Source organism: Acidithiobacillus sp. 'AMD consortium', assembly GCF_008926505.1.
GTDB lineage: Bacteria > Pseudomonadota > Gammaproteobacteria > Acidithiobacillales > Acidithiobacillaceae > Acidithiobacillus > Acidithiobacillus ferridurans.
The window spans coordinates 2,370,445-2,387,027 of the sequence record NZ_CP044411.1; the positions used below are offsets into that span (position 1 = coordinate 2,370,445).

A 16,583-nucleotide genomic window follows, 5' to 3' on the forward strand; every position below is an offset into this window, starting at 1 on the left:
AGGCATCCATATAAGCTACAGTCCGAGCATTCCCATGAGTTCCAAAGCATTGCGGGTGGCGTAGGCGGCCTGGTCATTGTCGAAGTAGACATAAACGGTGCGCAGATCCCAAGTCCGGATGCGCGCCGCCCAAGCCCTAAGGGCCTCAGTCGTGTAACAGCCGGCATAGGCGGAGAGACTGGGGCCGTGCAGCCGGATATAGGCGAAATCGGTCGTCAGTTGGATGGGAGATTGAAAACCCGCGATGTCGAAGATGCAAAAGGCGGCGTTATAGGCCTTGAGTAGCGCGTAGATCTCTGGATGATGCCAGCTTGGGTCGCGCATCTCGAAGGCGTAGCAGTGTCCAGAGGGCAGCACCCGTAAAAATCTCTCCAGGCGCTTGGCATTCCGTCTCCAGTGGGGTGGCAGTTGGAAGAGCACGGGTCCCAGTTTCTCCCTCAGGCTTTCCGCGCGCCCCAGGAGCCGGGCTAGTGACGCCTCGGAATCCTTGAGCTTTTTCATGTGGGTGATGAAGCGGCTAGCCTTGAGGGCAAAGAGGAAGCCTGCGGGCGTGCCGTCATGCCAGGCACGCAGGCACTTCTCGCCGGGCAATCGATAGAAGCTGTTGTTGATCTCCACCGTATGAAAGCGCCCGGCGTAAAAGGCCAGCCGGCGTGTCGAAGGCAGGTCAGGCGGATAAAACGCCCCGACCCAATGGGCGTAATGCCAGCCGGAGCAGCCGATGTGGTAAGGCGATGAAACCGGCTTTCCCACGCCGACCTCCTCCATCATGGGGGGCCTGGAAAAGTCCATGGAAGCCACCAGTGCCTCCTCACCGCTGCCGAGATCCTGCTGCAGGTAACCCGTATGAGGTCCATGGGCCATGTCACTCGCGGGGACGCTTCGGATATCGGCCACGGGCCAGCCGCTACCAGCGATGATGTGATCCAGCAGGGTACGCAGCTTGTGCGCTTGTCGTTGCCGATCTCGGAGTCGATCCGGACCGAACGGGTTGCCCACATCTGGGCGAGGTTGGCCATCATGGCAAAGCCCCCCGCTACCGCGCCCTCGCAGGACTCTTCCAGAGTCCTGCCCCGTATGAAAATACCATCAATGGCTACACTCCATCCTCGTGCTCGCCTTATGGACGACGAGGTCAGATCATCTGGCCCTTGAAAGTATAGGACAGATGAATGACGACCAACGACCATGTGTGAGCGCCGCATGGTCTGATGCAACAAGGCTGTTTCTATAGCCCCAGCGAAATATTCGACAAGACATGACCACCTGCTGGATCTCGATTTCCCACAGCCAAGAAGACCATGCCGGCATAAAAAACCACCGCCGCCATTGACCGCCACTTTTTATGTTACTACACTAAATCTAGTGGCCAGAGGCCGGATTTTCGCGATGCGGATTGGCTGCCGGAGTCCCGCTATCGTCTCGACGTTCCGGTGGTATGGAATAGCGAAATGCGGCTTCGGTCCCTTGCCTATGTGTTTGAGCTGTTCGCCGTGCTTTCTTTGGCGCATGCCGAGCGCGGCGAGGAATCTCGCCTCATCAGCTTTCGGAAAGCCGGCGCGGAAGGACGGGAGTGGTACCATGAGTGGCTTGAAAACGACTTCACAGACTGATTTGGCGCGGCTCCGGGCCACCGGCGACTTTGCCTGGGATGGAACCGACGAAGGCGACCGCCCGCTTTCGCGGGAAGAGATGCAGGCTGGCATCGATGCCCATCGCAAGAAGCGGGGGCGACCCGTGGGAGCGCTCAAGGAATCCACGACGATCCGTTTCGATCGCGATGTCTTGGAAATGTTTCGCGCCTCCGGCCCCGGCTGGCAGACCCGCATGAATGCCGCCTTGCGCGACTGGCTCAAAACCCATTCTCCGACGCGGAGATCCTGATCATGTCATCGGCTGGGTATGGCTTGATCGTGCCACGTTCCACGGTGGTCTGATGACCGAGCTGCGCCAGAACGCCAGCATCGACTGGACGGTTAGAGAAAGTGCGCGCGCCGGGATCAAGGTGATGGTCAGGCGCATCCTCAAAAAACAGGGTTTGCCACCGGACTTGCAGGACGAAGCAACCCAAACGGTGCTGGCCCAGGCGGAGTTGCTGTCGGCGATCTGGGCGGCGGCGTGACGCTTGGCCGGGCTAGCGGTGACCGCATAAACGTCAGCGAGCTGTGGGGTCATGCCGTCGCCAATATCACGCCGTCGGCCATGCCGGCCGTCACGATTTCTCTGGTGGCCATACACGGCGGCTCCTTTACTTGGCTGGCCTATGCCCTTATCGGCGTGCTGATGACCCTGGTGGCCTTGCAGGTAGGCATTCTGGCCAGACATTTTCCCTCCCCCGGCTCGCTGTTCTTTTATTTGAGCAAAGCCCTGCATCCGATTTCCGGCATGGTCGCGGGCTTCACCATGATGGCCGGGTACTTTGGCGCTTTGGCGGCGGCCCCGCTGCTGGGCGGGCTATTTGTGGAGCAGGCACTGCACTTCTTCTGGCCGGTTTCCGGGGTGGGCTGGATTGCGGGGATTGGGGTGCTCTATCTGCTGGCGGCGTGGCGACTGGCCCTGCGCGGCATCGAAATTTCCGCGCGCTGGGGGCTCTGGGTAGAAATCTTCTCTATCCTCTGCATCGTCTTCATTGCCGCGGCAACACTCTGGCATTTTGGCTGGCGCGATCCGGCTCAGTGGAATTTCCAGCGCCTGCACACCGCGCCACTGGCGCGGGCGTTGATTCTCTCGCTGCTGGCTTACGGCGGCTTTGAGACGGCGGGCAATCTGGCGGGTGAGACCAGCGCGGCACGCACCGCCATCCCGCGCGTCATGGTGCTTTCCGTGCTGATGGTTGGCGGGTTTTTCGTCGTCATGGCGTATATCGAGGTGCTGGCTTTTGCCCACCTTCCTACCCCTCTGGGCGACAGTGCGGCCCCGCTCAATGCCATCGCCAAGGCCATCGGTCATCCCTGGCTCGGCATTTTTTCCGATCTCGCCATGGCGACGGCGGCATTTTCCGCCACGATTGCCACCCTCAACAGCATCTCGCGGATTCTTTATAGTATGGCCGGGCACGGGGTCATCCCGCGTTTTTTCCATCACCGAGATGTACGCCACGGCACCCCGGCGCGGGCGTTGCGGGTACTCGCCATCAGCGTGCTCATCAGCATGGCGGTGGTTACCCTGTGGAAAATCCCCATATTATCGGTGGTCGGCACCTTTGGCACCTTTACCGGGCTGGCCTTTCTGCTGATTTATGGCCTGGCCAACGTCGCCACGCCCTGGTTCCTGTTTCGCCAGCGCCATGCCTGGCGCTGGCTCAGCCTGATCATCGCCGGCATCAGCCTGCCGCTCCTGATCAAAGTAATGGCGGTCAGCCTCTGGCCCTTGCCGGTCGGCGGTGAAGGCGCGGCCACTCTGCTGTTTGTCGCGCTGGTGATGGTCATTTTTTTCTGGGGACTCTACTGGGCGGCGTTTCGGCCGGAGCGTTTGCGGCATATCCTTGTTGCCGTGGACGAACCATAAGCCTGCCAATTTCCACCGGGAAAATGGCCCGCGCACCAACAAAGCGATGGATGCCTGCTCCTCCGAGCAGGCCGATATCGCCTATACCAAAGAGCCTTTACCCTGAGCCGCTTTCAAGCCTTCGGTAGGGTTACGCCACTCTGGCCCTGATACTTGCCGCCGCGGTCGGCATAAGACACCTCGCAGACCTCGTCCGACTCCAAAAACAGCACCTGCGCCACACCTTCATTAGCGTATATTTTCGCGGGTAAGGGCGTCGTATTGGAGAATTCCAGGGTCACATAACCCTCCCACTCCGGCTCGAAAGGCGTGACATTGACGATGATGCCGCAGCGGGCATAGGTGGATTTACCCAGACAAATAGTCAGCACATTACGCGGGATACGGAAGTATTCCAGCGTGCGCGCCAGGGCGAAAGAATTCGGCGGGATAACGCAGGTATCCCCGGTAAAATCGACAAAAGAATCTTCACTGAAATTCTTCGGATCGACAATCACGCTACGGACATTGGTGAAGACCTTGAACTCCCCGGCACAACGGATATCGTAACCATAGGAAGACAGGCCGTAAGAGATAATGGAATTTCCCTCGACGTGCCGCACCTGCCGCGGTGAAAAGGGTTCGATCATCCCGTGTTCTTCCGCCATGTGACGGATCCAGCGATCGGATTTGATGCTCATGGCGGAAACTTCCTGTAGGCGGCTGGAAATCAGCGGTTCTGGACGACGATGTTGGGGAACTTGTGGCTGTGATCGACCGCCTGGATCGCCACCCGTCCCGCCACATGGCGCGCCAGTTCCAGATAGATTTTGGCGAGACGGGAATCCGGCTCCGCCACCACCGTCGGCGCGCCATTATCGGCTTCGTTGCGAATGCTGCGGTCGAGCGGTATCGCCCCCAGAAATTCCACCCCGTCCTGCTCGGCCATGGCCGCACCACCGCCATGTCCGAAAATATCGTCCTCGTTACCGCACTTCGGGCAGATATAAAAACTCATGTTCTCGATGATACCGAGAATAGGTACGCCCACTTTCTCAAACATCTTCAGACCCTTACGGGCGTCCAGCAAGGCGATGTCCTGTGGCGTCGTGACGATCACCGCACCGGAGACCGGCACCTTCTGCGCCAGGGTGAGCTGGGTATCGCCGGTACCCGGAGGTAGATCCACCACCAGATAATCCAGCTCGCCCCAGCGGGTGTCGGAGAGCAACTGCTCCAGCGCCTGCATGACCATGGGGCCACGCCAGACCATGGGCGTTTCGTCGTCGATGAGAAACCCGATGGACATCGCCTTGATGCCGTGTCCTTCCATGGGCTCCATCTTCTTGCCATCTTTACTGGTCGGTTTGCCGGAAATGCCCAGCATGCGCGGCTGGCTGGGGCCGTAGATGTCGGCGTCCAGCATGCCCACTTTGGCGCCTTCTTTGGCCAGCGCCAGTGCCAGATTGACGGCAGTGGTGGATTTTCCGACCCCACCCTTGCCCGAGGCAACGGCAATGATGTTTTTGATGCCTTCCATCAGCTTGACGCCGCGCTGCACCTGATGCGAAAGAATGCGGTGCCCGACGGTGACCTGCGCGCTGATGCCATGATCATTCCGGATTTGGCGGGCCACCTCCTCGCTCAAACTGATGGCCACCCCCAGGCTGGGGTAAGGCAATTCCAGTTTGACGACAGAGTCATCGACCCCCTTGAGGACCCCTGCTGCCGCCAGATCTTTGCCCAGATAAGGGTCCTGCACCGCGCGCAGCGACTGCACGACCTGTTCCCGCGTTAATCCTGTCATGACATTCTCCGCTCTCAGCGCGACTCTTCAGAATGGATGATCACCTCGTGGCGCTCGATACCACCGCCCTCGCCAAAAGCTTCTTTGGGCAACGGATTGGTGTGGGCGGTCTTGAAGTCGGCACTTTTCATCCAGGCCTCAAAGGCCGCCTGATCGACCCAGTGGGTCAGCACCACATACAGACCGTCATCGTTCACCGGACGCAGGATCTCCATACGCACGAAGCCCGGCTGTTTGTCCACCTCGCCCGCCCGGCGCCGAAAGCGCTCCTCAAACTCTGCACGATACTCCGCCTTGACAGGAACCCGGTTCGCTACGACGTATTGCATGATGATGCTCCTCGTATATCAGATGGTGTTCATTGTAGGGCCGTCAAATCTTTCAAGCCAAGAACATCCTGCATATCATACAGGTTTGGTGCCCTGTTCCGCAGCCAACTGGCGGCACGCAAGGCACCCTCCGCAAAATTGAGACGGCTGGACGCGCGATGAGTCAGCTCCAGCCGCTCTCCGGTCCCGGCCATCCATACCGTATGTTCACCGACCACGTCCGCACCGCGTAGCGTCGCAAAGCCAATACTGCCCGCCATCCGGGGGCCGGGGATACCATTGCGATCCAGACACTGGACCTCATCCAGCCGCTGGCCACGTCCCGTCGCCACTGCCCGCCCCAGAGCCAGGGCAGTACCCGAAGGCGCGTCCATCTTGTGACGATGATGGGCCTCGACGATCTCCACATCGTAGCCCTCGCCGAGGACTGCGCTGATGGCGGGCAGAAAGGCCAGCAATACATTGACGCCAACACTCATATTCGGGGCCAGCACCAGCGGAATATGCCGGCTGGCGTTTTCCAGTTCCGCACGCTGGTCCACGGAAAACCCCGTCGTGCCCACCACGACCGGTTTCGCTGCCGCCACACAGGCCGCGATATGTGCCAGAGCGGCCTCTACCGGACCAAATTCAATCAGCACGTCCAGATCCGCCAGCGCGCCCACGAGATCAGCGGTAACCGGCAGACCCAAGGCCTGAACGCCGGCCAGACGGCCGGCGTCCTCCCCCAGATAAGCAGCCCCGCTGCGTCCTATGGCTGCCACCAATTGCAGTTCAGGATGAGCGACAATGGCCTGCACCAAGGCCCGGCCCATTCGGCCCGCCACCGCAGTGATGCCGACGCGCCATACCCCCGCCATCAGAGGCCCATCCGGTCGAAAAAGTCTTTGACCTTATTCCACCAGTTTTCCTGCTGAGGATGCTGGATGTTATCGCCGCCTTCCCGGGCGAACTCCTCCAACAACTCCTTTTGCCGGGCAGAGAGATGTACCGGCACCTCCACCTGGAGCTGGCAATGCAGATCGCCATTGAGCTTGCTGCGCACCCCCTTGATGCCCTTGCCACGCAGACGGAATACTGTGCCCGACTGGGTACCCGGAGCAATCTGCACCTTGGCACGCCCGGTCAGGGTCGGCACTTCCAGTTCACCGCCCATGGCCATGGTCGTAAAGTGTACCGGCACCGCGCAGTGCAGATCATCGCCGTCCCGCTCAAAGAGCGCATGGGGCAACACCCGCACCTGAATATACAGGTCTCCCGACGGGCTGCCCCGCTCGCCCGCTTCGCCCTCACCGTTCAGACGGATACGGTCCCCCGTATCCACTCCGGCGGGGACTTTGACCTGCAAATCGCGGTTCTTGCGAACCCGACCATGACCATGGCAGTTCGTGCAGGGCTCCTTGATGACCTTGCCGCTACCATTGCACTGCGGGCAGGGACGGGTAACGGAAAAGAAGCCCTGTACCATCCGGACCTGACCACGGCCGCCACAGGTGCTGCAATCCTCCACCGCGCTGCCGGGCTTGGCGCCACTACCGTGACACACCTCGCAAGTGGCCGAACTGGGAATCTGAATGGTGACTTCTTTACCCAGAGCCGCTTCTTCCAGCGTAAGCTCCAGTTCGTAACGCAGGTCGGCACCGCGCCCCGAATCCTGGCCGCGAAAACCGCCGCCAAAAGCCTGTTCGAAGAGATCGCTGAAAACGTCGCCGAACCCCCCGCCGCCGCCACCAAAGCCGGCACCCGGCCCACCGCCATTCACTCCGGCATGGCCAAATCGATCATAGGCCTGCCGTTTCTGCGGGTCGGAGAGCACCTCATAGGCGGCGCTGATTTCTTTGAAACGCTCTTCCGCACTCGCATCACCCGGATTGCGATCCGGGTGATAACGCATCGCCAGACGCCGGTAAGACTTCTTGATCTCACCGTCGTCTGCCGTGCGAGAAGTTTCCAGTACTTCGTAGTAATCCCGTGTGGCCATCATCTTTCCTGAAACGGGCAAGGGGACAGGATAACAAATCCCGCCCCCTTGCGACCGATGATCATTTTACTTCTTGTCGACTTCTTCGAACTCGGCATCCACCACGTCGTCCGGCTTGGCATTGCCCTGGGCACCTGCACCAGGTTCTGCCTGGGCCTGACTGGCAGCGGCACTCTGCAACAGTGCCGACATGGCGGCCATCAGGGTAGCGACAGCCCCCTTGATCGCTTCCACGTCCTCACCCTTGGCGGCGTTTTCCACTGCGGAGATCGCTTCCGTCACCTTGGTCTTGTCGTGCTCAGGCGCCGCTGCATGTTCCTCCACCGCCTTGCGCGCGCCGTGTATGCTGGCATCCGCCTCGTTACGCGCCTCGATCAGCGCACGCGCCTTCTTGTCATCCGCGGCGTGGGCCTCGGCCTCCTGAATCATCCGCTTGATTTCTTCCTCGGACAGACCAGAGCTTGCGGTGATCTTGATGGACTGCTCCTTGCCGGTCTGGTTATCCTTGGCCGAGACATGGAGGATGCCATTGGCGTCGATGTCGAAGGTCACTTCGATCTGCGGCATGCCCCGTGGGGCGTTGGCAATATCGGTCAGATCAAAACGCGCCAGCGACTTGTTATCCCGCGCCAGTTCGCGCTCACCCTGCAACACATGCACTGTCACCGCCGACTGGTTGTCTTCCGCCGTCGAGAAAATCTGCGACTTGCGGGTCGGAATGGTGGTGTTCTTCTCGATCAGCTTGGTCATCACGCCACCCAGGGTCTCAATGCCAAGGGACAACGGCGTCACATCCATCAACAGCACATCTTTCTTTTCACCGGACAATACCGCGCCCTGGATGGCCGCACCGATGGCCACCGCCTCGTCAGGGTTCACATCCTTACGCGGATCCTGACCGAAAAAGTCTTTAACCTTCTCCTGCACCTTGGGCATCCGGCTCTGGCCACCCACCAGAATCACGTCGGTGATCCGGCTCGTCGCCAGATTGGCGTCCTTCATGGCCACCCGGCAAGGCGCCATGCTGCGGTCGATCAAATCCTCCACCAGCGACTCCAGCTTGGCACGGGTCAGCTTCATGTTCAGATGCTTCGGTCCGCTCTGATCCGCCGTAATAAAGGGCAGATTGACGTCGGTCTGCTGCGCCGAAGACAACTCGATCTTCGCCTTCTCCGCAGCCTCCTTCAGGCGCTGCATGGCCAGGCGGTCGCCGCGCAGATCAATACCCGATTCCGCTTTGAAGGAATCCGCCAGGTAGTTGATGACGCGGGTGTCGAAATCACCGCCGCCGAGGAAGGTGTCACCATTGGTGGAAAGCACTTCAAACTGGTGTTCACCCTCCATTTCCGCGATCTCGATGATGGAGATATCAAAGGTGCCACCCCCCAGGTCATACACCGCAATTTTGCTGTCGCCGGGCTTCTTGTCTTCGCCAAAGGCCAGCGCCGCCGCAGTTGGTTCATTGATGATGCGCTTGACCGCCAGGCCAGCGATACGGCCCGCATCCTTGGTCGCCTGACGCTGTGCATCGTTGAAGTAGGCGGGCACGGTGATGACCGCTTCGGTAACTTTTTCACCAAGATAATCTTCGGCCGTCTTCTTCATCTTCTGCAGGATGAAGGCAGAAATCTGCTGCGCGGAATACTTCTTGTCGCGCACTTCCACCCAGGCATCGCCGTTGTCGGCCTTGATGACCTTGTAAGGCACATGCTTGAGATCCTTCTGGACCTCGGCATCGTCGAACTTGCGGCCGATCAGGCGTTTGACCTCATAAACGGTATTTTCCGGATTGGTAACGGCCTGGCGCTTGGCCGCTTCACCCACCAACACTTCGCCCTCTTCCGTGATGGCGACGATAGACGGCGTGGTGCGCTTGCCTTCGCTGTTCTCGATCACCTTGACCTTGTCGCCTTCCATCACGGCAACGCAGGAGTTGGTGGTTCCCAAATCGATTCCTATTACTTTTGCCATTTTATCATCTCCTGAAATATGCAAAATCTGTCCGGTGTGCGTGGTGTTATTCTGCTGCTTTAGTTGCTTTGGAAACGGAAACCATGGATGGCCGCAACAAGCGGTCATGCATCAGATAACCTTTCTGATGCACCGCCAGGACCCGGTTTGCGTCCCCTTCCGTTTCCACCATGGCAATGGCCTGATGCAGATGGGGATCAAAACGCCCTTCGCCCATTTCTATGGGGGCGATGCCGGCCTTTCCCAAGGCCTGGGCGAACAGCGTCAACGTGTTTTCCAAACCCTGCCGCAATAGTGCGATGCTCTCCGCGTCCTCCACCGGGCTGGCCAGCGCCAGCTCCAGGCTGTCGATCACCGGCAGCAATTCGCGGGCAAAACGATCCACCGCATAATTGCGGGCATCTTCCATCTGCTTTTCATGACGCTTGCGCAGATTTTCGATATCCGCCAGGGCGCGCAAATAATCGTTGCGGTAGCCTTCCGCCTTCTCTTCCCAGTTCACCACTTCTGCACTGGCAGATTCTGCTTCAGTGGACGGCGATTCCTGCTGCTCTTCTTCATTCATGTGCAATCAACCCCCGAAAGTTTGAGTCCAAGACCATATGGGGAAAGGGTTGGGGTATTTCAAGGCCCGGCACTAGCCGGATTGCGACAGGGCGCGACCAAGCAATTGCGCCGTGCCGCCTACCAGCGGAATGATCTGCTGGTAGGGCATCCGCATCGGCCCGATCACCCCCAGCACCCCGACCACCTCCCCATCGACACTGTAGGGCGCCGATACCACGCTGCAATCACTGAGCGGCGCATAGCCCGACTCTTCGCCGATAAAAAGACGCACTTCACTACCGCGCATACTCTCATCCAGCAAATGCACCAGATCTCGCTTCTGCCGCACGGCGGCCAGGAGTTCACGCAGGCGTTCACTCCCCGCCAGCTCCGGCAGGTCCAGCCATTGGAATTCGCCCTCGATGAGCATGCGTTGCTGATCCTCCTCCAGCATCTCCTCACCCAGCTCCATGGCGCTGCGCAGAATGAGGTCCATTTCGTGACGGGACTGCTGCAGATCCCGCTGCAAATTATGGATGACATCCTGCAATGGTCGACCGCCATAGGTGGCATTGAAGAAATTGGCCGCCTGCGTCAGCTCTGCCGCGCCGAAGGGGTGCTCGGTGCGGATCAGGCGGTTTTCCACGTCCCCCCTGTCGGTGACGAAAATAGCCAGCACCTCATGCTCGTGCAGGGCGATAAAGTCCACATGCCGCAAAATGCGTGTTGCCCGCCGCGGCACCCGCACAAAACCCGCCATATGCGTCAGTTCAGAAAGGATGCCGGTGGCGGCGTGCAGCACCTGCTCCACATCCGGAGCGCGAAAACCGATGCGATGAATGAGCAGGCGGTTGGATTCCGCCGACAGCGGCACCACCCGCAGCAGGGCATCGACAAAAAAACGATAACCGACACGGGTGGGGATGCGCCCGGCAGAAGTGTGGGGGGAGATCAGGTAACCCTCATCCTCCAGGTCCGCCATGACATTACGCACTGTGGCGGGACTGATGTTGAGGCCGGCATCACGGGCCAACTGGCGACTGCCGACCGGCACGCCTTTGGCGATATGCTGTTCGATGAGGGACTTGAGCAGGTGACGGGCACGTTCGTCCATGACCGTCTACAACCCTCGCCAACATGCGCAGAGCGGCCCACCCCGTGCAATGGGCGAAGACAGTGGCTGCATGGCGCAGATCAAGAAATAAAACATGGCGGGAGAAATCATCCTTAGCACTCAACCATCATGAGTGCTAGTAATTTAGCAAAAAATGATGGCGGAGCAAAGGATATCGTCCGGCCCCTCCCGAAGATTCAGGGCAGACCACCGGGAGGCAGACCGAAAACGGGTGTTACTTGATCTTGTCTTCCCGGTACATGACATGCTTCCGGACCTTGGGATCGAATTTCTTCATTTCCAGCTTATCGGGCTTGGTCTTCTTGTTCTTGGTGGTGGTGTAGAAATGACCGGTACCGGCCGTGGAAACGAGCTTAATCTTGTCACGCATGATTCAATCCTCAGATCTTTTCGCCGGCGGCGCGCAGGTCAGCCAGAACGACGTCAATCCCTTTCTTGTCAATGGTACGGATACCCTTGGTGCTTACCCGCATACGCACCCAGCGGTTCTCGCTCTCCACCCAGAATCGGTGGTACTGCAAATTGGGCAGAAAACGGCGGCGGGTCTTGTTGTGGGCGTGGGAAACATTATTCCCTGCCATGGGCTTCTTGCCCGTCACCTTGCATACTCTGGACATCGGTTAATCTCCCTGAAAAAAGGCGCTCTTTATACCATAGATGACCGCGGTCTGCCAGTAGTCGTGGTGGCATTGCCTGCAAGCGTCTTCCCCTGTAATTTATCCGCACCATGAAACGACGCATACTGATCACCAGCGCCCTCCCCTACGCCAACGGCCCCATCCATCTCGGGCATCTCGTGGAGTACACCCAAACCGACATCTGGGCCCGCTATCAGCGCCTGCGGGGCCACGACTGCGTCTATGTCTGCGCCGATGATGCCCATGGCACGCCGATCATGCTCCGTGCCCAGAGCGAGGGCATCACACCGGAAGAACTCATCACCCGCATGCACGGCGATCATCTCCGCGACTTCACCGGCTTCGGCATTCAGTTCGATCTGTATCACAGCACCCACTCGCCGGAAAACTTTGAAATTTCTCAGAGTATCTATCGCGTCCTGCGGGCGGCGGATTACATCAACGTCCGCGAAATCGAACAGGCCTACGATCCCGTCGCCGGCATTTTCCTGCCCGACCGCTTCATTCGCGGCACTTGCCCGCGCTGCGGCGCGGCGGACCAGTATGGGGATAGCTGCGAGATCTGCGGCGCCACCTACAGCCCCACCGACCTTATCAACCCTGTTTCCGCGGTCTCCGGCGCCGTACCCGAGCGCCGCAGCTCGGAGCACTACTTTTTTCAGCTTGGGGATTTCAGCGACTTCCTCCGGCGCTGGATTCACAGCGGTACCCTGCAGGAAGAAGTCGCCCACAAGCTCGATGAATGGTTCAGCATCGGCCTGTCCGACTGGGACATCAGCCGCGACGCCCCCTACTTCGGCATTCCCATTCCCGACGCGCCGGGCAAATTCTTTTATGTCTGGCTGGATGCATTGCCCGGCTACATGGCCGCCACCCAGCACTGGTGCGCGGCCCACGGCCGCAATTTGGCCGATTACTGGGGCCCGGATTCCACGGCCGAGATCTACCATTTTATCGGCAAGGACATCATTTATTTTCACGGCCTGTTCTGGCCGGCCATGCTCAAGGGTTCCGGACACCGCCTGCCGACGGGCATATTCGCCCACGGACACCTGACGGTAAACGGCGCCAAAATGAGCAAGTCGCGCGGCACCTCCATTACCGCCGGGCAGTATCTCCAGCACCTGAATCCCGAGTTCCTGCGTTATTACATCGCCACCAAGCTCAACAGCCATGTGGAAGATATCGACCTCAATCTCGAAGACTTCCTGCTCAAGGGCAATGGCGACCTGGTCGGCAAGGTGGTCAATCTGGCCTCGCGCGCGGCGGGTTTCATCCACCGCAGCTTTGCGGGCCGACTGGCCGCTTCCCTGGGCAAGGATCAGGCCTTTTATGACGGGCTGCTGCAGACCCAGGAGGCCATCGGCGAGGCCTACGCCGAACGGGAATATGGCAAGGCCATGCGCGACATCATGGCGCTGGCGGATCAGATCAACGCCTATGTGGACCAGAACGCCCCCTGGACTTTGGCCAAAGACCCGGCCCAGCACGAGTCCCTGCACCGGGTAGTTACGGTCACTCTGAACGGCTTCCGAGTGCTGATCACCCTGCTCAGCCCCGTTCTGCCGGAACTCTCGCGCAAAGCGCTGGAATTCCTGCAGTGCGAACTGGACTGGGCGGGCCTGACCAGGCCGCTTCTCGATCACCAGATCCTACCCTACACCCATCTTTTACAACGTATGGAAAAAACCCAGGTGGACGCCTTGATCCAGAATCCCGCAGAAAGTCCCGCGACAGCCCCAGGCATGGCGACGGCGCCAGTGCCCACGCCCGTACCTGCCGAGGCCAGGGAGGAGAACCCCGTTATCGGCATGGACGACTTCAGCAAGGTGGATTTGCGCATCGCGCGGATCGTTGCCGCGGACAACGTGGACGGCGCGGACAAACTACTGCACCTCACCCTGGACATCGGCGAGGGCACCCGCTCGGTCTTTGCCGGCATCAAGAGCGCTTACGATCCTGCCAGCCTCGTCGGCAGGCTGACCGTGATGGTCGCCAATCTGGCCCCCAGAAAGATGCGCTTCGGCCTGTCCGAGGGCATGGTGCTCGCCGCCAGCGGTCCGGAGGGCGGCCCTTTCCTGCTCTCTCCCGACAGCGGGGCCCAGCCCGGCATGCGGGTTAAATAGAGGTCTGCGCGGCTGCCAGCAACCGGCGTTCTTCATAGGCTTCCCGGGCCAAACGCACGTCTTCCAGGAACCACGGTAGTTCTTCCAGCAGCAGGGCCTGCGGGCCATCCACCAGCGCCGTCGCCGGATCCGGATGGAAGTCCACCAGGATCATGTTGGCACCCGTCGCCACGCCCTGCGCGGTCACATGAAACACATCCATGATGCCATCCGGCCCCGCATCGCGGCTGCCCACCGAGTGCGACGGATCGATGCAGACGGGCATCCGGGTCAGCCGCTTCACGACCGGCACCTGGGCGAAATCCACGAAGTTGCGGTGCGGATCGCCCAGATTCGTCTTCATGCCGCGCAGCCCGAAGACCACTTTCGTGTTCCCCTCCGAGGCCAGATACTCGGCGGCATTGAGGGATTCTTCCAGGGTGATGCCGAAACCACGCTTGAGCAGCACGGGGAGTTCCTGCTGCCGCCCCACCGCCTTCAGCAACTCGAAGTTCTGGGTATTGCGGGTACCGATCTGCAGCATGACTCCGGTCGGATGGCCGGTCTTCTCCAGCGCCTCACGGATCTCATCCATATGCGACTCGTGGAGGATCTCCATGGCGATGACGCGCATGCCGTATTTGCCGGCCAGTTCAAAAACCCAGGGCAGGCAGTCCTTGCCGTGCCCCTGAAAGGCATAAGGACTGGTACGGGGTTTGTAGGCGCCCATGCGGGTGCATACCTGGCCATTTTCGTGCAGCGCGCGCAGCATCCGCTCGACGTGCTCCGGGGTATCCACGGCGCAGAGCCCGGCAAACACGTTGAGATTATCCTGGCTGAAACGCACCCCGTTGTAATCAAAACCATGGGTACGCTGATCGCCGGTATGGCGGCCCAGCAACCGATATTCCCGGGATACGCGAATGGCCCGCTCGACACCGGGCAGGGCTTCCATGTCTTCTATCCGCAACGGCTTGGTATCACCGATCAGGTAGATTTCGCTGAGCACCTGCTCCGCACCCTGTTCCTGATGGACCCGAAAGTGAATACCGGAAAAGCCGCGCAGATGGGTCAGCAGTTGCTGGAAGATCGGCGATTGTTCGCCGAGGTCGGCCTCTAAAATCAAAATCATGATCAATCCCCTTCTGATGTCTGCATGGATTCCGACGTTCTGGTGGCAGTTTACTCAGGCAAACCAGAGACACAAGCACTAAAGCATCGCCTCCGGACGCAGATGCCGGTCGATATCTTCGCCGGAAAGATAACCCAGCGCCAAGGCGGCTTCGCGCAAGGTGCAGCCTTCGCGATAGGCATGCTGGGCGACAACAGCAGCTTTCTCATAACCGATCACAGGCGTCAGGGCCGTGACCAGCATCAGCGACTCTTCCATGTTCCGGCGGAGCTGGCCTTCTACGGGCTGCAAATCGCGCAGACAGTGATCGCTGAAGGAACGGGCAGCATCGCCCAGCAGTACGATGGATTGCAGGATATTGTAGGCAATCAGCGGCTTGTAGACATTCAGCTCGAAATTACCCTGGGAGGCGGCAAAGGCGATGGCCGCGTCGTTGCCGTAAACCTGCACGCAGACCATGGTCAGGGCCTCGGCCTGAGTGGGGTTCACCTTGCCGGGCATGATGGAGGAACCGGGTTCGTTTTCCGGGAGATGCAGTTCGCCCAGACCGGCCCGTGGGCCGGAGGCCATCCAGCGGATATCGTTGGCGATCTTCATCAGGGACATGGCCAGGCCACGTAGCGCCGCACTCAATTGCAGTAGCGCTTCATGTCCCGCCAGCGCGGCGAACGCATTGGCGGCCGGGCGAAAAGGCAGGCCCAGCTCGGCATGCAAACGCGTAGCCACTGCGCTGGCAAAATCCGGGTGGCAGTTGAGTCCGGTACCGACCGCCGTGCCGCCCAGTGCCAGGGCATAAAGACCGGGCAGAGTCTGCTCCAGGCTGCGAACACCCTGCTGCAATTGCGCCAGGTAACCGGAGAACTCCTGCCCCAGAGTCAGTGGCACCGCATCCATCAGATGGGTACGCCCGACCTTGATGAGGTGGGCAAAATCCTCCGTCTTGCGCTGCAGTGTCCCTTCCAGGTGCGCCAAGGCGGGCAAAAGTCCCTGATGCACCGCCAAAGCCGCAGCAATATGCATGGCCGACGGAAACACATCGTTGGAAGACTGGCCCAGATTGACGTGATCGTTGGGATGTATCGGCATCTTGCTGCCCCGGGGCTGCCCCGCCATTTCATTGGCCCGGTTGGCGATGACCTCATTGACGTTCATGTTGCTCTGGGTGCCACTGCCCGTCTGCCAGACCCGCAGGGGAAACTGCGTATCCCAGCGCCCCGCGACGACTTCCGCCGCAGCATCGCTGATCTTTTCGGCCAGCGTCGCATCCAGCAGACCCAGCCCGGCGTTCACTGAGGCGGCCGCGCGCTTGATCCGCGCCAGGGCGTGGATCACCGGCAGGGGCATCTGCTCCATACCAATGGCGAAATAACGCAGGGAGCGCTGGGTCTGGGCGCCCCAGAGGGCGTCGTCTTCCACCTCCATAACCCCCATGCTGTCCGTTTCCTGACGCATA

The 16,583-nt window shown here is 60.0% G+C and carries 17 protein-coding genes; 4 read left to right on the forward strand and 13 right to left on the reverse strand.

Going from position 1 to position 16,583, the window contains the following annotated elements; all coding sequences use genetic code 11:
- Window positions 1-15 precede the first annotated feature (15 nt).
- Entirely contained in the window at window positions 16-864 is an 849-nt protein-coding gene (locus F6A13_RS12400; protein ID WP_225981829.1) for a DUF72 domain-containing protein, read from the reverse strand.
- A gap of 717 nt (window positions 865-1,581) precedes the next feature.
- On the opposite strand from F6A13_RS12400, the gene F6A13_RS12410 reads away from it, so the two are divergent.
- From F6A13_RS12410 to F6A13_RS12420, 3 genes are read left to right on the forward strand one after another with little or no spacing between them, the layout of a single operon-like run.
- Window positions 1,582-1,884, forward strand: a complete 303-nt coding sequence (locus F6A13_RS12410) for a BrnA antitoxin family protein (RefSeq protein ID WP_113526055.1) — start codon at window positions 1,582-1,584, stop codon at window positions 1,882-1,884.
- Between the two features lie 52 nt (window positions 1,885-1,936).
- Complete coding sequence (locus tag F6A13_RS15690) at window positions 1,937-2,122, forward strand: type I restriction enzyme endonuclease domain-containing protein (protein WP_197722475.1); 186 nt, start codon at window positions 1,937-1,939, stop codon at window positions 2,120-2,122.
- A complete protein-coding gene (locus tag F6A13_RS12420) occupies window positions 2,119-3,507 on the forward strand; it encodes an APC family permease (RefSeq protein ID WP_225981830.1) in 1,389 nt (462 codons plus the stop codon). The genes F6A13_RS15690 and F6A13_RS12420 overlap by 4 nt, the downstream gene beginning before the upstream one ends.
- A 113-nt stretch (window positions 3,508-3,620) precedes the next feature.
- On the opposite strand, the gene dcd is transcribed toward F6A13_RS12420, so the two are convergent.
- The 10 genes from dcd to rpmB form a co-directional block, all read right to left on the reverse strand.
- Window positions 3,621-4,187, reverse strand: a complete 567-nt coding sequence (gene dcd / locus F6A13_RS12425; protein WP_113526052.1) for a dCTP deaminase — start codon at window positions 4,185-4,187, stop codon at window positions 3,621-3,623.
- 29 nt (window positions 4,188-4,216) lie between these two features.
- Window positions 4,217-5,293 carry an iron-sulfur cluster carrier protein ApbC gene (apbC, locus tag F6A13_RS12430; protein WP_126604345.1) on the reverse strand — a complete coding sequence of 359 codons (1,077 nt, stop codon included), beginning with the start codon at window positions 5,291-5,293 and terminating at the stop codon, window positions 4,217-4,219.
- 14 nt (window positions 5,294-5,307) lie between these two features.
- Window positions 5,308-5,622 (reverse strand): antibiotic biosynthesis monooxygenase family protein, encoded by a 315-nt coding sequence (locus F6A13_RS12435; RefSeq protein ID WP_113526050.1) that lies wholly within the window; start codon window positions 5,620-5,622, stop codon window positions 5,308-5,310.
- A gap of 29 nt (window positions 5,623-5,651) precedes the next feature.
- Window positions 5,652-6,482 carry a 4-hydroxy-tetrahydrodipicolinate reductase gene (gene dapB, locus F6A13_RS12440; RefSeq protein WP_113526049.1) on the reverse strand — a complete coding sequence of 277 codons (831 nt, stop codon included), beginning with the start codon at window positions 6,480-6,482 and terminating at the stop codon, window positions 5,652-5,654.
- Window positions 6,482-7,603 carry a molecular chaperone DnaJ gene (gene dnaJ / locus F6A13_RS12445; protein ID WP_113526048.1) on the reverse strand — a complete coding sequence of 374 codons (1,122 nt, stop codon included), beginning with the start codon at window positions 7,601-7,603 and terminating at the stop codon, window positions 6,482-6,484. The genes dapB and dnaJ overlap by 1 nt, the downstream gene beginning before the upstream one ends.
- 66 nt (window positions 7,604-7,669) lie before the next feature.
- Window positions 7,670-9,574, reverse strand: coding sequence for a molecular chaperone DnaK (dnaK, locus tag F6A13_RS12450; protein WP_113526047.1), 1,905 nt, complete (start codon window positions 9,572-9,574; stop codon window positions 7,670-7,672).
- A gap of 46 nt (window positions 9,575-9,620) precedes the next feature.
- On the reverse strand, window positions 9,621-10,139 hold the full coding sequence (locus tag F6A13_RS12455) for a nucleotide exchange factor GrpE (RefSeq protein ID WP_126604346.1): 519 nt from the start codon (window positions 10,137-10,139) through the stop codon (window positions 9,621-9,623).
- Between the two features lie 72 nt (window positions 10,140-10,211).
- Window positions 10,212-11,234: a heat-inducible transcriptional repressor HrcA gene (gene hrcA / locus F6A13_RS12460; RefSeq protein ID WP_151528341.1), complete on the reverse strand. Its 1,023-nt coding sequence runs from the start codon at window positions 11,232-11,234 to the stop codon at window positions 10,212-10,214.
- A 235-nt stretch (window positions 11,235-11,469) separates the two neighbouring features.
- Window positions 11,470-11,625, reverse strand: a complete 156-nt coding sequence (gene rpmG, locus F6A13_RS12465; protein WP_113526044.1) for a 50S ribosomal protein L33 — start codon at window positions 11,623-11,625, stop codon at window positions 11,470-11,472.
- Window positions 11,626-11,635: 10 nt separating this feature from the next.
- Window positions 11,636-11,872: a 50S ribosomal protein L28 gene (rpmB, locus tag F6A13_RS12470; protein WP_009567983.1), complete on the reverse strand. Its 237-nt coding sequence runs from the start codon at window positions 11,870-11,872 to the stop codon at window positions 11,636-11,638.
- Window positions 11,873-11,982: 110 nt separating this feature from the next.
- Between rpmB and metG the strand changes: the two genes are divergently transcribed.
- Window positions 11,983-14,019 carry a methionine--tRNA ligase gene (gene metG / locus F6A13_RS12475; RefSeq protein WP_113526043.1) on the forward strand — a complete coding sequence of 679 codons (2,037 nt, stop codon included), beginning with the start codon at window positions 11,983-11,985 and terminating at the stop codon, window positions 14,017-14,019.
- Here metG and F6A13_RS12480 read toward each other — a convergent pair.
- Together F6A13_RS12480 and fumC are read right to left on the reverse strand one after the other, a co-directional pair.
- Window positions 14,012-15,130, reverse strand: a complete 1,119-nt coding sequence (locus tag F6A13_RS12480; protein ID WP_126604347.1) for a 3-deoxy-7-phosphoheptulonate synthase — start codon at window positions 15,128-15,130, stop codon at window positions 14,012-14,014. The two genes, metG and F6A13_RS12480, sit on opposite strands and share 8 nt — an antisense overlap.
- Before the next feature lie 78 nt (window positions 15,131-15,208).
- Complete coding sequence (fumC, locus tag F6A13_RS12485; RefSeq protein ID WP_126605664.1) at window positions 15,209-16,582, reverse strand: class II fumarate hydratase; 1,374 nt, start codon at window positions 16,580-16,582, stop codon at window positions 15,209-15,211.
- Between the last annotated feature and the right edge of the window lies 1 nt (window position 16,583).

Excerpts from the sequence above, each read along its gene's own strand:
- F6A13_RS12400 (WP_225981829.1), bottom strand. The coding sequence starts at position 864 with ATGGCCCATGGACCTCATACGGGTTACCTGCAGCAGGATCTCGGCAGC.
- F6A13_RS12410 (WP_113526055.1), top strand. The coding sequence starts at position 1,582 with ATGAGTGGCTTGAAAACGACTTCACAGACTGATTTGGCGCGGCTCCGG.
- F6A13_RS15690 (WP_197722475.1), top strand. The coding sequence starts at position 1,937 with ATGACCGAGCTGCGCCAGAACGCCAGCATCGACTGGACGGTTAGAGAA.
- dcd (WP_113526052.1), bottom strand. The coding sequence starts at position 4,187 with ATGAGCATCAAATCCGATCGCTGGATCCGTCACATGGCGGAAGAACAC.
- apbC (WP_126604345.1), bottom strand. The coding sequence starts at position 5,293 with ATGACAGGATTAACGCGGGAACAGGTCGTGCAGTCGCTGCGCGCGGTG.
- F6A13_RS12435 (WP_113526050.1), bottom strand. The coding sequence starts at position 5,622 with ATGCAATACGTCGTAGCGAACCGGGTTCCTGTCAAGGCGGAGTATCGT.
- dapB (WP_113526049.1), bottom strand. The coding sequence starts at position 6,482 with ATGGCGGGGGTATGGCGCGTCGGCATCACTGCGGTGGCGGGCCGAATG.
- dnaJ (WP_113526048.1), bottom strand. The coding sequence starts at position 7,603 with ATGGCCACACGGGATTACTACGAAGTACTGGAAACTTCTCGCACGGCA.
- dnaK (WP_113526047.1), bottom strand. The coding sequence starts at position 9,574 with ATGGCAAAAGTAATAGGAATCGATTTGGGAACCACCAACTCCTGCGTT.
- F6A13_RS12455 (WP_126604346.1), bottom strand. The coding sequence starts at position 10,139 with ATGAATGAAGAAGAGCAGCAGGAATCGCCGTCCACTGAAGCAGAATCT.
- hrcA (WP_151528341.1), bottom strand. The coding sequence starts at position 11,234 with ATGGACGAACGTGCCCGTCACCTGCTCAAGTCCCTCATCGAACAGCAT.
- rpmG (WP_113526044.1), bottom strand. The coding sequence starts at position 11,625 with ATGCGTGACAAGATTAAGCTCGTTTCCACGGCCGGTACCGGTCATTTC.
- rpmB (WP_009567983.1), bottom strand. The coding sequence starts at position 11,872 with ATGTCCAGAGTATGCAAGGTGACGGGCAAGAAGCCCATGGCAGGGAAT.
- metG (WP_113526043.1), top strand. The coding sequence starts at position 11,983 with ATGAAACGACGCATACTGATCACCAGCGCCCTCCCCTACGCCAACGGC.
- F6A13_RS12480 (WP_126604347.1), bottom strand. The coding sequence starts at position 15,130 with ATGATTTTGATTTTAGAGGCCGACCTCGGCGAACAATCGCCGATCTTC.
- fumC (WP_126605664.1), bottom strand. The coding sequence starts at position 16,582 with ATGCGTCAGGAAACGGACAGCATGGGGGTTATGGAGGTGGAAGACGAC.